Genomic DNA, 12,872 nt, shown 5'->3' on the forward strand with positions numbered 1-12,872 from the left:
TTGAACTCTTCACTATGCTTGATCATCTCGTCGGTCTCCTTGAACGAGCCTTAAACTCTCAAGTGACCGGCACAAAACCGTTACAAGTCCATCCCCCGTTATGCCGATCTATCACCGAGCCCCGTCCATGACCAAGACCGCCCATACCACAGAGCGCGCCACAGCACTCGATGAGGATGAAGACCGCAGCGGTTCGGGTGTTCTTCTGGGCACCATTTGTTCTTCCGGTGACGTCCGAGGATGTCCCGGAAATGGCTGAAATCCGTCGATTCTTATGCTATAACCGTCCGGTGAAATCCGGGCGGATACGGCACCAATCGAGAACAATTCGGGTATCTCGGAAGGTATCGTTCTCCTCCCTTTTTGGAGGCGATACCCCAGATGGCCACCCTCTTTGCCACGACCGTGGCCAGCGCCAAGCCGGCCGCGAAGGACTATAAGCTCTCCGACGGCGCCGGGCTATACCTGCTCGTGCGACCGAACGGCTCCAAGCTGTGGCGCTTCAACTATGTCCATTGCGGCAAGCACCGCACGCTGGCCTTCGGCGCCTGGCCCGAAGTGGGCCTCGCCGACGCGCGCGGCAAGCGCGACGAGGCCCGCCGGCTGGTCGCGGCCGGCCTCGACCCCTCGCATGAGGAGAAGGTCGCGCGGGCCAAGGCGCGCGTCGAGGAGAACGACACCTTCAAGACGGTGGCCAAGGAGTGGATCGCCAAGAACGAGCGCGAGGACATGGCCGAGATCACGCTCAGCAAGATCCGCTGGCTGCTCGATATGGCCTATCCCAAGATCGGCAATCGGCCGATCGCCAAGATCACCACCCAGGAGGTGCTGGCTGTCCTCCGCTCGGTTGAGGCGACCGGGCGCTATGAGAGCGCCCGCCGGATGCGCAGCGTGCTGGGCCGCGTCTTCCGCTATGCCGTCGCCACCACGCGCGCCGAGCGCGACCCGACCGGCGACCTGCGTGGCGCGCTCACCGTGCCGAAGGCCAAGCATCACGCTGCGATCACCAATCCCAAGCGCGCAGGCGAACTCATGCGCGCGATCGAGGGCTATACGGGCCACGCCATCACCCTCTATGGGCTCCGCCTCTCGGCCCATCTGTTCGTGCGCCCCGGGGAGCTCCGGCAGGCTGAATGGGCCGAGTTCGACTTCGACCAGTCGGTCTGGAACCTCCCGCCCGAGAAGATGAAGATGCGTGGCGCCCATCGCGTGCCGCTCTCGATGCAGGTGAGGGCCATGTTCGAGGAGCTTTGGGAGCTTACCGGGACTGGCAGCTATTGTTTCCCTTCGTTCCGCACCGATCGGCGGCCGATGTCGGAGAACACCGTCAACGCGGCTTTGCGCGTCCTCGGTTTCGCCCAGGAGGAGATGTGTGCCCACGGCTTCCGCGCTATGGCGGCGACCTTGCTCAACGAGAGCGGACGATTCCATCCCGACGCGATCGAGAGGCAGCTTGCCCATGTCGAGCGCGACGGCGTGCGCCGCGCCTACACCCGCGGCGAATATTGGAAAGAGCGGGTCACGATGATGCAGTGGTGGTCGGACGAGCTCGACCGCCTGCGCAACGGCGCCAAGTTGCTGAAGCCCAACTTCCGGGGCAATGCGCAGCTCGGTCCAGACGATCAATCGAGACGTTTCGCGTCGTAGATGTAGACGTCGTCGTCCATCAGCTTGAGATCGGCGATCCGCTTGGCGATGGCATCCGGCGCAAGCTTGGTCTCGAGCCATTTCCGGTAGAGGCATGCGAACTCCAGCAGCTCGGCAAATTTCGTGTCAGGATCCTCGGCGGCGCTCCAAAGATCGATGAGACCAGCCAAGCCATCGATCTCGCGCTTCCGCTCGACCTGGCGTTGCAGGAACGTGATCCGGTAGCCTTCCACGCGGACCTGCCGTTCGTGGTCCTTTCTGCGGCGCTCCTGCTCTTCCCAGTTCCGTTTCCACTCGGCGCGTTCTTCGCGCTTGGCTTTCACGGCAACGGACCAGCGCTCGAGCGAATCGATCATCGAAGGGATCAGGTCCTCGAGCCGCTGGCGCTTGCCATCCGAAAAGGTCCGGCGCGTGCCGCCAGCGTCATAGTCATGGTCGAGCTTCAGGACGAGTTCGCCATTGGGCACATAGTCATGCTCGGGGATCGGCGGCTCGCGCCATGGCCGATAGCCGATCCCGCGATCGGCCAGCGCACATTTGCGATCATACTCGGCCTTTTCCTTGAGCTCGGCCGCCGTGACGATGTGCGGCAACCGGTCCAGCTTCTCCTCGATCATCAGGCCGACCGTCTCTCCGTCCGTGACGATGGCGTAGCCCTTCTCCGTGTTGTCGAGGGGCCAGCCCCTGGCCTCAACGGTTGCGACGAGCTTGTCGAGAATGGAACAGGCGCGCGCTCCCGATGCCGGCGCGACGAGCAGGCGGAACTTGCCGCGGCCGCCCGTTGATGCCCGGTCCGCTGAATGGCTCTTCGCGATCGCTGTCCGCGTGGAAGCGACCTTGCGTTGCTCTCCGACATTGTTCACCTGCGCTGCTTCGGAACTTTCTGTCCGGACAGCGCCGCCACCTTCCGCGGGGAGCAGATCCTCCGCCTCCAGTAAAACTGGGACCTCCGGCGGCCTTGGCAGTTCGACCGCAGTCGGCGCTAGCGGCCGTGTCGGCGTATTGCGAACCTTCGGACGCGGAAGTGGATAGCTCTTTTCGTCCAACTGCGGGTCTGCCGGATAGTCCGGTGTCGGCGGTTCCCTGCCGACCTCCTTCTTCATCCAATGTCCGGCGCGCGGGAGCGGCAGGCCGAGGCGCCGTGCCAAGGTCGAAAGCGCCGACGCCCTTGTACCGAGTGCCGACGCGTTGGTGGTCATTGGCGTCGACCAGATGCGATCGAACAATTCTCGTCGGCTGATTTGACCGTTGTCAGCCTGTCTGTCGCTCATGTGAAACACCGATGTTGCCGCGGCTACAGGGGCCGGGATGTATCGACGTCTCCATCGGGCTTGTCGTTATTCAAGCGGCTTGCGAAGGGTTTCAGGCGCCCACGCATAACATACAACGGCCGCGAAGATCATGACGACCATGCAGAACCCAAGAGCAGCCGATACTCCATATCCTTCCACAACTGCGGGGAGAACAAAGGTACTGCTTGCCGTACCGAACCGGCTAAACGCCAACGTTGCCCCAAGCCCTCGTGCGCGCAGTTCGGTCGGGAAGAGTTCAGGCGGATAGACGAACTGAAGAATTCCGGCGACCGACAACACGAAGGCAAACGCCGCGAAAAGCGAAACGGTGACCAGCGCGGGAGCTGCGCGCCAGCCGATCAGAATGGCGAGCAGGGTCGCCATTACGACAAAGCCGCCGACAAGCAACTTACGCCTCGGCATCCGGTCTATAATGAATGGACCAATCAAGGCACCCAACCAGAATAGGATATTGTAGACTAGCGCGCCGGTATATCCATCGCCCAGCCCCAGGTTCGCCATCACAATCGGAAGGTAGGTTCCGAGCGCGAACAAAGGTATTACCTGAGACGCGTAGAACACGCAGCCAACGACGAGATTCTTAAGCAATGGCGGCTTGAATAGCCGGGCCGCGCTTTGGGAGACGACGACGTGGAACTGGTCCACTGCGGGTAGCGAGATTCCTGGCCCAATATACTTCGAAACGACTCCGCGGGCCTCTTCCATCCGCCCCTTATGAGCGAGCCAGAGCGGCGATTCGGGAATCCGGCAGCGCAACAGGAATGCTATGAACGAGGGCGCCGCGCTGGCCAGAAGTGCGAGGCGCCATGCCTCTGGTCCGCCACTGCGAACCACATAGCCCGCAATAAAGGAGCAGAGATAGCCCGAGGTCCACGACAAGGCGAGAATGCTCAGATTCACGCCGCGGTTTCGGGATGGCGAATATTCCGTCACCATCGCCTTGCATGCTACATAGTCACAGGCGAGGATGACACCGAGCAAAAATCGGGCTGCGAATAGCACCTGAGCCGAAGGTGAGAGATATTGCATCACCGCGATGATCGTAAACAGCAGCATACCCCAGTTGAACATGGGTCGCCGGCCGTACCGATCGGTTATTGACCCGGCGATCAGGCTGCCGAAGAACAAACCGAAGAGGGTGCTGGCACCTAAGGCGCCCATCCACCATCCGCTCAGCCCTAGCGGTTCCTTAGCGAGGCTGAGCGCGATCGCGATGATACCGATCGAGAAGCCATCGGAGAATTGGCCGCTACCGGCGCTGATGACTAAGCGCCGATGAAAGCGGCCTACCGGAACATTTTCAAATGGTGTCATCGCGCCGTCTTCCACGACTGAGGAGGCCGGATACGGCCGGGCGGCTGTTGCGTGCTTGCACCAAGCCGATTCGAACTGGCGGGACACGCCCCTTGCTGGATACCGCTACGCTCAATGCATCCTCACATTCGATGGCAGATGGTCGAGCAGTCCGGAAAAGGATGGATGAGAGCCGGCCTGGATCAGGAGATGAAATACACGCGACGCGTCTGCGGGCTTCGCATCGCCAACGCATTCCACGAATTTGTCGTGAAGATCTTCATCGCTCAATGATTGGCCGAGACTCCCCGGTACGCACTCTTGGAACCGGTCGAACATAGCACCATTCTTGAGGGCGACTTGCAAGGTTGATGCATTCGAAGCTCCACTGGGACCTTTTGGGACGCCCGGGTCTGGAACTATTTCAACACGCTCCATGAGATCGCGAACGCTCGGATCGTTGACCGCCGCTTCCTCGAATTCCTTTATCCCAACGGCGCCGAAGGTCGCGGCAGCCGAAAGGCAGTACTGCATGCTGAACTTGGCCTGCGTGCCGTCGACCGGACGATCGTAAATCAGGATCGCAGGCTGCGCCGGGTCCAGATGGCAAACAATCGATGCGATTTCTTCGCTGGAGAATCTGTGCTCTGATCGCAATGCCAGCATCGAATAGATCGCGGTGTGTGTGGCGGTACAACAGGGATAGGCCTTTATCGCCATGCTCCCGCCGAGAAACCGATACGGCCTGCCGAAGCCTGCGATGATGGTCGCCATGTCTCGATCCTGCTCGAACAGGGAGGCATATCCCGAGGGACCGAACAGCGAGCCGGCCGATGCGGTCATACCCGCCATGGCCGCCTCCGCGGCGAATATGCCGTTCCTTACGGACTGACCGACCTGGAGCGGTTTTGCTTCGCTGCCGAAATTGGCGCGCAGACCCGAAGCCAACGATGCGCAGATACCGAAAGCATGGCGCATCTGTGCCACGGACAAGCCAAGGAGCCTGCCGGCTGCAGCGCATGCGGCAAAGGTTCCGAGCGTGGCGCTCGCGTGCCAGCCCCGTCGATAGTGATAGGGGTTTATGATCTCTCCGACGCGGAACGCCACTTCGGTCCCCAAGAGATAGGCTACTAGCACTTCATGCCCGCTGATCCCGGGGCGACTGTCAGCGCAAACGATGGCCGCCGTCGCTGCCGTGACGGTCACGTGAGCCATCGAATATTCGATCTCGTCGTCGTCGAAGTCGTGCACATGGCCTGCATAGGCATTGAGCAAGCCCGCTTCGCGCAGTGGTGCCCAGTGCCGCGTGCCCCAGACCCTGGCGGCGCCGGCCATTCTTGCAGGCGCTTCGGCTGTCAGCACCCGAAGTCTTCTGGTGTCGGGAAGACCGGCGCCCGCCAAGGCCACGCCGATCAGGTCCGCAACGTGGCGCGCCGCTTGCTGAAGCTCCTCGGGGCTGACGGCAGGAGCGTCGCGTACAACGAAACTCGCAAGACGCTCTTCAAGTTCATGAAATGTGCCTATCGACACGCCAAGTCTCTCCCGAAAATGCAAATTAAAGGTGTTAAAACCCTCTTTGATTCAGTCCCGAGTCTGCGGACTGAGGCAGTCTCGGGCGAGCGGCTTTCGTCGGCGTCAGAACAGGTCCTCGAATTCGCAGTTGACGAGCATCTCGGCCATCGCAGCGTTGTTGGGCAATTCGATCGCAGTCCGCACGAGTTGCGCGATCGTAGCGGGATCGATCATCTCTTCAGGCTGTAGCTTCAAGGTAGGAGACTTCATGCTCTTGGCCGTCCGGACCCAGCCTGGGCAGATCGCAGTAGCCCGGATGCCCTTGTCCCACCCGTAGGTTCTGATCGCGTGGGTGAGCCCCACTTGTGCAAACTTCGAGACCCCATAGCCGACCACGACGTTGCGGATGCGTTTGCCGCCGAGCGATGCGATGTTGACGACGCGACCGCGACCGCATTTCTCGAGATACGGCAAGCAAAGACGCGTGAGCCGCAGGGGCGTTTTAACATAGATTTCGTAGAGTTCGTCGAGCCCCTCGTCATCGTCGTCCAGGATCGAGACGCGCCGACCACCGCCAATCGAATTCACCAGGCCATCGATCTGCCCGAATCGCTCGATCGTCTGGGAAACCCATCCTTCTGCGCTGGGAGCGTCAAAAGCGTTGAACGGCACATAAAGCTTATCGTCCGTTTCCGGCCCGAATTTCTCGACAAGCACGTTTACGTCGAGTGATCCGATGCTCACACGATATCCGTGCGACGTCAGTTCCTCGACGATTGCCGATCCGATCCCTCCATCGCCACCGGAAATCAGGATCACGGGTTTCGGCGCATCTGTCTTGCTCATATCATCATCCGTCATTTGTTAGCTTCGATACTGAGCCTTGAAACGTACTCAGTGACATATTCCTGCCGTTGAACCGCGAACGATTAGGGAGGGACGGCGCGAGGGCGCCATCCCTCGCAAAAGTCACATCTTGAACCGGATGCCCGCCCGGAACGTCCGGCCGATCACATCATACAGAGACTGGTTTACGGCATGGGGAGGACCATTGGCCGCCCAAGCAACCTGAGCCGGATCCTTGTTGGCGATATTGTCGACCGATAGGAACGTCTCGACCCCGTGTCCGACCTTCACAGTGACGTTCGCGTCGAAGTAGATCGCGCCCGCGACATGATTGTCATCGATCGTAGTGGCGCTCACCGTCGAGGTTGGACAGTTGCTGGAGCACTGGACGTAGGTCGTGTTCAGCACACCGGCGCTTACGCCGCGAGCGGTCAGTTGAAAGGCGACGGGATCCCGGTCGAAGCCCAACGTTGCGTTGTAGCTCCACTTCGGCAGCGAGGTGGCATCTGCGCCATTCCCGTTGTTGTTTCCAACCAGGTCGATCGGGACGGTGATACCGTTGTTCGTTTCGTTCTTCAGGTATCGAGTGGCCAGGCCCCGGAAGCGCAGGGTGCCTCCGAACATCGGCCGCACGTAGCTGAGCTCAAAATCGAGACCTCGAGCTTTCTGCCTTGCTAGGTTGATCGGCTGGGACGTGACGGTCGTGATCACGCCGGCGGCATTCCGGTTCACCCGCGAACAGAAGGTAGCGTTACCCGCCGCGCACTGGTTCACCACATCCCCCGCAACCAGCGTCGTGATCGCGTCCTTGATGTCGACGTTCCAGTAATCGAATGACCCGGCCAGACCTGGAATGAAGCTGGGTTGCAACACGATGCCCGCGCTGAAGGTATTGGCTCGCTCGGGCTGCAGACTCTGATTGCCCGAGGTGATCTGGAAGATTGTGGTCTGAGCAAAACCCCGTAGCGGATCCGTGATTGTCGCTGAACCCGCCTGTTGCTGTTGGAAATACTCGGCAAGGTTAGGCGCGCGGATGTCGCGCGATCTGGTGACGCGGAAGGTGATGTCGTCGATCGGCTTGTAGGTCAGGCCGGCCTTCCAGGTCGTCACATAGCCCGATGTGCTATAGTTTGTGCCACGGACGCCTGCGAGGAGATCGAGGCTCTTGGCGAACGCGGAATCCTTGGCCAGCGGCACGACCGTCTGGAGATAGCCCTCGGTAACGGTGTACGAGCCAAAGCTCGGCAGATAGTTTCCGGTCTGATATGGCAACACCCGCGCGGCGCCAGTCGCCTGTGCCTGTGCCAGCGAAGCAGCATCGAGCGCGTCGACCGTTCCGCTTACGCTTTCACGCCGGTTCTCGATTCCGAGTGCCACTGACACCGGTCCTGCCCAAGTCGAGAAGGGATTGCCTCGGAGGTTTGCAGCGACAACCCGCTGCTTGAGGTTTTGCCGAAACCAGGCCGTGCCCTTCACATAATCGACAGCAGCCTGACTATTCACGCCTGTCCCGAAAACGCTGAAGGGGACACAGCCATTGGTCGGATCAGACAGCGTCGAGCGGCAAACGATCGTCCCATTCGGTGCTCGTACGGCGTCGATGGCACGAAGCCAGTTGGCAGTGATCGGAATTTTGATCTCGCCATAGCTGTGCGTGATCGTTTCCTGTCCATAGATGTCCCAGGTCCAATTGCTTCCAAGAGCATCGAAATCACCGCGCGCACCGATCACCGGTCGGTAATTGGTACGGCGCGTATTGCTGATGACCGGCCCGATGTCGTAAACGAAGGACCCCATATTGAACGACGTCACGCCAAGTGCTGCGGCTTGAGCTGCGACACTGGCTGGCAGAAACGCATTGTCGCTGTTGATCGAAATGTTGCCATACCTGGGCAGCGTGCCGAAGGCGATGCCGGTGGTAGCGCGGGCGAACGAAAACTGTGCGAAGACCTCAAAATGATCTGTCAGTTCGAAGCTTGCGCGAGCGAAAATATTCTGTCGGCCTTGTTCAGGAGCAAGGTCACCCGTTTTCGCCCAGTCGGCATATTGATACTGGCCGCCGTTCATGAAGTTGCCGCCAATTATGGGCCCATAGTTGAACTGTTTTGGCGTTCCACCCTCGTCGAAGTAAATTCCCCGTAGCGGTCCGGAAGTGATAATCCCGCCGGGCGTAGCGTTATTGAACCCGGTGTTGTCACGAACCACAAGCCGAGGCTGCCCGTTAGTTGCAGTGTAGTCGGGATTCGTAATGACCTTGCGATACTTGTACCAGTCTCGGCCACCAAAGCCCGTCACACCGTCGCTGTGGGCCAACTCGCCGGCGATGAGAATGTGTCCGCGGCCATCTGCGAAGTCGGTCCCGGCCGTGAGGCTAAGCTTATAGTTGCGGTCGTCGCCGTAGGTGGTGACGCCGCCTTGCGCCTCACCCTTCACACCCTTGAACGTCCTATCGAGGACGAAGTTGACGACGCCGGCCACGGCGTCCGAGCCCCAGTCTGCCGAGGCGCCGCCCGTCACAATGTCGACACGCTTGACGAGCGATTGCGGAAAGCCGTTGATATCTACCCACCCCTGAAGCGAGGCAGCGCCGACGCGCTGGCCATCGAGCAGGACAAGCGTTCGATTGACGCCGAGGTTGCGCAGGTTGAGCGCATTGATACCAGCGGTGCCGTTGCTGATGCTGGGCGTGCTATTGCGAGCTGTCGCGCTAGAGGCCAGCGCGGGAATTTGATTGACGTAATCCGCGAGGTTCACGGGTGCCTTGGCCGCAATCTGCTGTTCGCCGATAACTGATACCGGATTAGGCGCTTGGTAACCGTCGCGAACGACGCGGGTGCCAGTGACGACGATGTCACCAGTACTTGCGCTGGATTCAGCCTCTTGAGGCGAGGCGGGTGCCGAAGCCGGGCTCGCGTCCTGTGCAAAAACGACTTGCGACGAAAAGATGCCACTTGCGACCAGCGCAGTTGCAGTCAGCAGGCGCGTACGATTCCCCATTTTCATCATGTCTCCCCTTCGATCTCTCGCTCGCTTGCGATCTGGCCAAAAGAGGACATTGACCAGGCGCGGATGCTGCCCTCGGCCAGTCCATGATTGATCCAGATCGGCTACCATTCTCGGCGAGCCCGACTAGACCAACATGCAACTGGTCTATACCAGATGCAAGAAAATTTTTCAGATCGATGACGATTCAGGAGTGTTGGTATATTCCTGTATCTTTGAGAGAGGGTTCGGGGACCGTGTCATCTCGGCCTGCAGCGGTTAAGCTCACTTCGACCCAACGCCCGACATGCTGGCCTGCACCGTCTTGAAAACCACCAATTTCGGGTGGTTCACTGACCTCATGAACTCTATCGGATGGCCTTTCTCGTCAAAGACCTGAAGCTGCAATGACAGGCAGGATGTTCCCGGACTGAGGTTCAACAAGCGACCTTCCATTTCCGTGCACGTTGCAACTCCGATCTCTCGTTCGCCATGCATCACGCCGATACCGTACCGACCGTGCAGAAGGTCGTAGAGTGATTCCCCCGCCATCAGGTCCTGGGCCGCGAGGTCCGGCACAAGGGACAATGGCAGGTGGCTGGTCTCGATACACACGGGGGTGTCGTTCGCCGTCCACAAACGACGGAACATGACGATTTCGGCGCCCTCGGCGAGCTTCAGGCGGCTTGCCACCTTTGCCGAAGCTCGAGCCTGCTCGAAGTGGAGCAATTTGTTGCCTGCAGTGCCCCCGCCCGCCTGGATGACCCGATGGATACCCTGTGAGGTACTAGGATCGATCGGGCGGGTCACTCGGGGTTTTGGGATTCTCGTGCCGCTAGTGCCATTACGCTCGAGTAGCCCCATCGTGATAAGGCCGTCGATTGCCTTGCGGACGGTCATTCTGTTCCGGCCCAGTTGCTCCGCGAGGACGCGCTCGGAAGGAATTCGGTCACCTGGGCCATAGTCGGGGCCGGCCAGAAGGTCTTGTATATACGCCTGGATCTGCATGTAGGCGGGCTTGCCGGGATCATGTGACAGGCTGTGTTCTGACGCGTTAATCAAAGGGTTCCTCCTAAGTGGACATGGCCGCGATGCGATCCGCCGCTCGTGCAGCAGGTCGCAGTCCGCGAAGGTGCGACATTACGGCGCTCCACTTGGCCATACCACAATCACTGAATGAGCAGCCCAGCAACCTGTGGCATGCAAGTCATAATTCTTGCCTGGTTCCAATTTCCCGTTGACGACTCAGAGCTTGGTATATACCAGATAGCACAAGTGGACTAGTTGATGCGGGAGCGGCACCCATTGCCGGGGCATATTCGCCGCATTTCACCAGAGCATTTCGGGGCAAATCGAGACCATGCAATCTACCAAGCCGAATCTGGCATGCGTTGGCGACAACACGGTCGACGTTTACGTCGACAAAGCCGTCATGTTTCCTGGCGGGAATGCGGTGAATGTCGCCGTCATTGCTAAGCGAGCGCAGATCGAGACCGCCTATGTGGGGTGCCTCGGTCAAGACAAATACGGCGACTTGGTTCTTGAAGCGCTCGCCGCGGAGGGCGTCGATATCAGCCATTGCTCTCGTGACCCCGGACCTAATGGACGTGCACTCGTTCGGCATACTGACGGTGATCGGGTCTTTGCCGGCGCCGCGCCCGGTGTGCGCGCGCGAATTAAATTGGACGCCGAGGTACTAAACTATCTCAGCAAATTCGCAGTACTGCACACCAGCATCAACAGCGACCTTGATGACAAGATCGACCGGCTCGCGGGTCTGCCCGGTCTCTTGTCCTACGATTTCTCAAACCGATGGACGCTCGAGCAACGGCATCTGCTCGGCCCGCGCCTCTACGCGGCATTCTTCTCGGCCTCCGAGCTTGATGATCAGGAGTGCGATGCATTGCTGAACAGCTGGGCGGAAGCGGGCGTTACCCTCGCCGTTGCCACCCGGGGTGCGCGGGGAGCGGTAGCCCTGCACGAGGGTGTGCTGCACCATCAAGCCGCAATGCCGACGACGGTCGTCGACACGCTCGGAGCGGGCGACGGGTTCGTCGCAGGCGTCCTCTCGGCAATTGCCGAACGCAAGCCGTTGCCGCTCGCGCTTGAGCAAGGGGCGAGCTTTGCGGCCGCTACCTGCACGCTGCTCGGTGCCTTCGGCCACGCCCAGCCAGCGTCCGGCGACGACTTCATCCTTCCGACAATTTGAAATCAGTCCGGCCTAGTCCGGCAAACAAGGGAAAACTACATGAGTTCGGCTATTGAACAGCAGATCGAAACAGCGCTGGCCGGCGTCACAGAGCGCGGAAAGCCTGCAACGATCTATTTTGTCGGCTGCGGCGGTTCCTTTTCGCAGATGAACGTTCCGAAATACGCCATCGACCGTGAAGCCAAGTCCATCACGGCCGAGGCTTACACCTCCGCCGAATTCATCGCGCGCAGATCGCCGCGGTTGGGGTCTTCGAGTGTCGTTGTACTGTGCTCAAAGTCGGGCGACACACCCGAAACCGCAGCAGCAGCTCGCTATGCGGCGGAGCGCGGCGCTTACACCATCGGCCTGACCGTCGAAGCGGAATCTCCGCTCGCGAAAGCGGTTCATGCCCGTATCGACTATGATGCTCGCAATGACGTGGGCACGGGGTATGCACCGATCGGCATCCTGCTGCGCTTAGCCTTCGGTGTTCTGGCGGAGTTCGAAGGCAATCCTAAACTTGACGCCCTGAAGGCAGGCCTGGCTCAGATGCCCGCGATCGTGGACAGCGTGCGGGAGAAGCAGCGTGAAGCGGCTCTCGCGTGGGGTGAGAAGCACAAGCGCGCTTCAGTCATCTACACCATGTCGAGCGGCGCAAATTACGGTGTCGCCTACCTGTGGTCCTTGTGCATCCTGCAGGAAATGCAGTGGATCCATTCTCAGCCCATCCATTCGGGTGAGTACTTCCATGGTCCCTTCGAAATCACGGATTTCGACGTGCCCTTCGTGATCCTCAAGGGTTTGGGAGAGCATCGTGCGATCGACCAGCGCGCCCTGAATTTCGCAAACAAGTACAGCGAGAAGGTGCTCGAACTCGACGCAGCCGAATTCCCCCTCGACAACATCGACGAAAGCGTGCGCGAATACGTGACGGGCCTCGTGTACCTCCCCGTTCTCCGCGCTTACGCGGTCGCCCTTGCCGATGCGCGCGGCCATCCGCTGACGGTGCGCCGCTACATGTGGCGGATGGAATACTGAGCTGCCGAGCCGTGGCGACCGTATGCCCTTCGCCACGGCCGGCTTCGGGC

General features: G+C 60.2%; 10 protein-coding genes. 4 read left to right on the top strand and 6 right to left on the bottom strand.

The genetic code is table 11. The features are described from left to right. Positions 1–127 precede the first annotated feature (127 nt). Positions 128–259, top strand: a complete 132-nt coding sequence (locus ACETPF_RS20205; RefSeq protein WP_373936412.1) for a hypothetical protein — start codon at positions 128–130, stop codon at positions 257–259. 122 nt (positions 260–381) lie between these two features. After that, on the top strand, positions 382–1,647 hold the full coding sequence (locus ACETPF_RS20210) for a tyrosine-type recombinase/integrase (RefSeq protein WP_373936413.1): 1,266 nt from the start codon (positions 382–384) through the stop codon (positions 1,645–1,647). On the opposite strand, the gene ACETPF_RS20215 is transcribed toward ACETPF_RS20210, so the two are convergent. From ACETPF_RS20215 to ACETPF_RS20240, 6 genes are all read right to left on the bottom strand, one after another. Further along, positions 1,623–2,918 carry a hypothetical protein gene (locus ACETPF_RS20215; protein WP_373936414.1) on the bottom strand — a complete coding sequence of 432 codons (1,296 nt, stop codon included), beginning with the start codon at positions 2,916–2,918 and terminating at the stop codon, positions 1,623–1,625. The two genes, ACETPF_RS20210 and ACETPF_RS20215, sit on opposite strands and share 25 nt — an antisense overlap. Before the next feature lie 66 nt (positions 2,919–2,984). Next, entirely contained in the window at positions 2,985–4,361 is a 1,377-nt protein-coding gene (locus ACETPF_RS20220) for an MFS transporter (RefSeq protein ID WP_373936415.1), read from the bottom strand. A gap of 24 nt (positions 4,362–4,385) precedes the next feature. Next, positions 4,386–5,783, bottom strand: coding sequence for an MmgE/PrpD family protein (locus ACETPF_RS20225; protein ID WP_373936416.1), 1,398 nt, complete (start codon positions 5,781–5,783; stop codon positions 4,386–4,388). A gap of 105 nt (positions 5,784–5,888) precedes the next feature. Continuing rightward, a complete protein-coding gene (locus tag ACETPF_RS20230) occupies positions 5,889–6,611 on the bottom strand; it encodes an SDR family NAD(P)-dependent oxidoreductase (RefSeq protein WP_373936417.1) in 723 nt (240 codons plus the stop codon). Positions 6,612–6,734: 123 nt separating this feature from the next. Next, positions 6,735–9,614, bottom strand: a complete 2,880-nt coding sequence (locus ACETPF_RS20235) for a TonB-dependent receptor domain-containing protein (RefSeq protein ID WP_373936418.1) — start codon at positions 9,612–9,614, stop codon at positions 6,735–6,737. Between the two features lie 264 nt (positions 9,615–9,878). After that, positions 9,879–10,655, bottom strand: coding sequence for a GntR family transcriptional regulator (locus ACETPF_RS20240; RefSeq protein WP_373936419.1), 777 nt, complete (start codon positions 10,653–10,655; stop codon positions 9,879–9,881). A 298-nt stretch (positions 10,656–10,953) separates the two neighbouring features. Here ACETPF_RS20240 and ACETPF_RS20245 point away from each other — a divergent pair, with 298 nt between their 5' ends. Both ACETPF_RS20245 and ACETPF_RS20250 read left to right on the top strand, forming a co-directional pair. Continuing rightward, positions 10,954–11,802 carry a PfkB family carbohydrate kinase gene (locus ACETPF_RS20245; protein ID WP_373936420.1) on the top strand — a complete coding sequence of 283 codons (849 nt, stop codon included), beginning with the start codon at positions 10,954–10,956 and terminating at the stop codon, positions 11,800–11,802. Positions 11,803–11,841: 39 nt separating this feature from the next. Next, complete coding sequence (locus tag ACETPF_RS20250; RefSeq protein WP_373936421.1) at positions 11,842–12,822, top strand: SIS domain-containing protein; 981 nt, start codon at positions 11,842–11,844, stop codon at positions 12,820–12,822. Positions 12,823–12,872: the final 50 nt, after the last annotated feature.

It is taken from the genome of Sphingobium agrisoli (assembly GCF_041877245.1).
GTDB lineage: Bacteria > Pseudomonadota > Alphaproteobacteria > Sphingomonadales > Sphingomonadaceae > Sphingobium.

Bases quoted from the DNA above. Each gene is read 5' to 3' on its own strand.
- ACETPF_RS20215 (WP_373936414.1), bottom strand. From the start codon at position 2,918: ATGAGCGACAGACAGGCTGACAACGGTCAAATCAGCCGACGAGAATTG.
- ACETPF_RS20205 (WP_373936412.1), top strand. From the start codon at position 128: ATGACCAAGACCGCCCATACCACAGAGCGCGCCACAGCACTCGATGAG.
- ACETPF_RS20210 (WP_373936413.1), top strand. From the start codon at position 382: ATGGCCACCCTCTTTGCCACGACCGTGGCCAGCGCCAAGCCGGCCGCG.
- ACETPF_RS20245 (WP_373936420.1), top strand. From the start codon at position 10,954: ATGCAATCTACCAAGCCGAATCTGGCATGCGTTGGCGACAACACGGTC.
- ACETPF_RS20235 (WP_373936418.1), bottom strand. From the start codon at position 9,614: ATGAAAATGGGGAATCGTACGCGCCTGCTGACTGCAACTGCGCTGGTC.
- ACETPF_RS20250 (WP_373936421.1), top strand. From the start codon at position 11,842: ATGAGTTCGGCTATTGAACAGCAGATCGAAACAGCGCTGGCCGGCGTC.
- ACETPF_RS20230 (WP_373936417.1), bottom strand. From the start codon at position 6,611: ATGAGCAAGACAGATGCGCCGAAACCCGTGATCCTGATTTCCGGTGGC.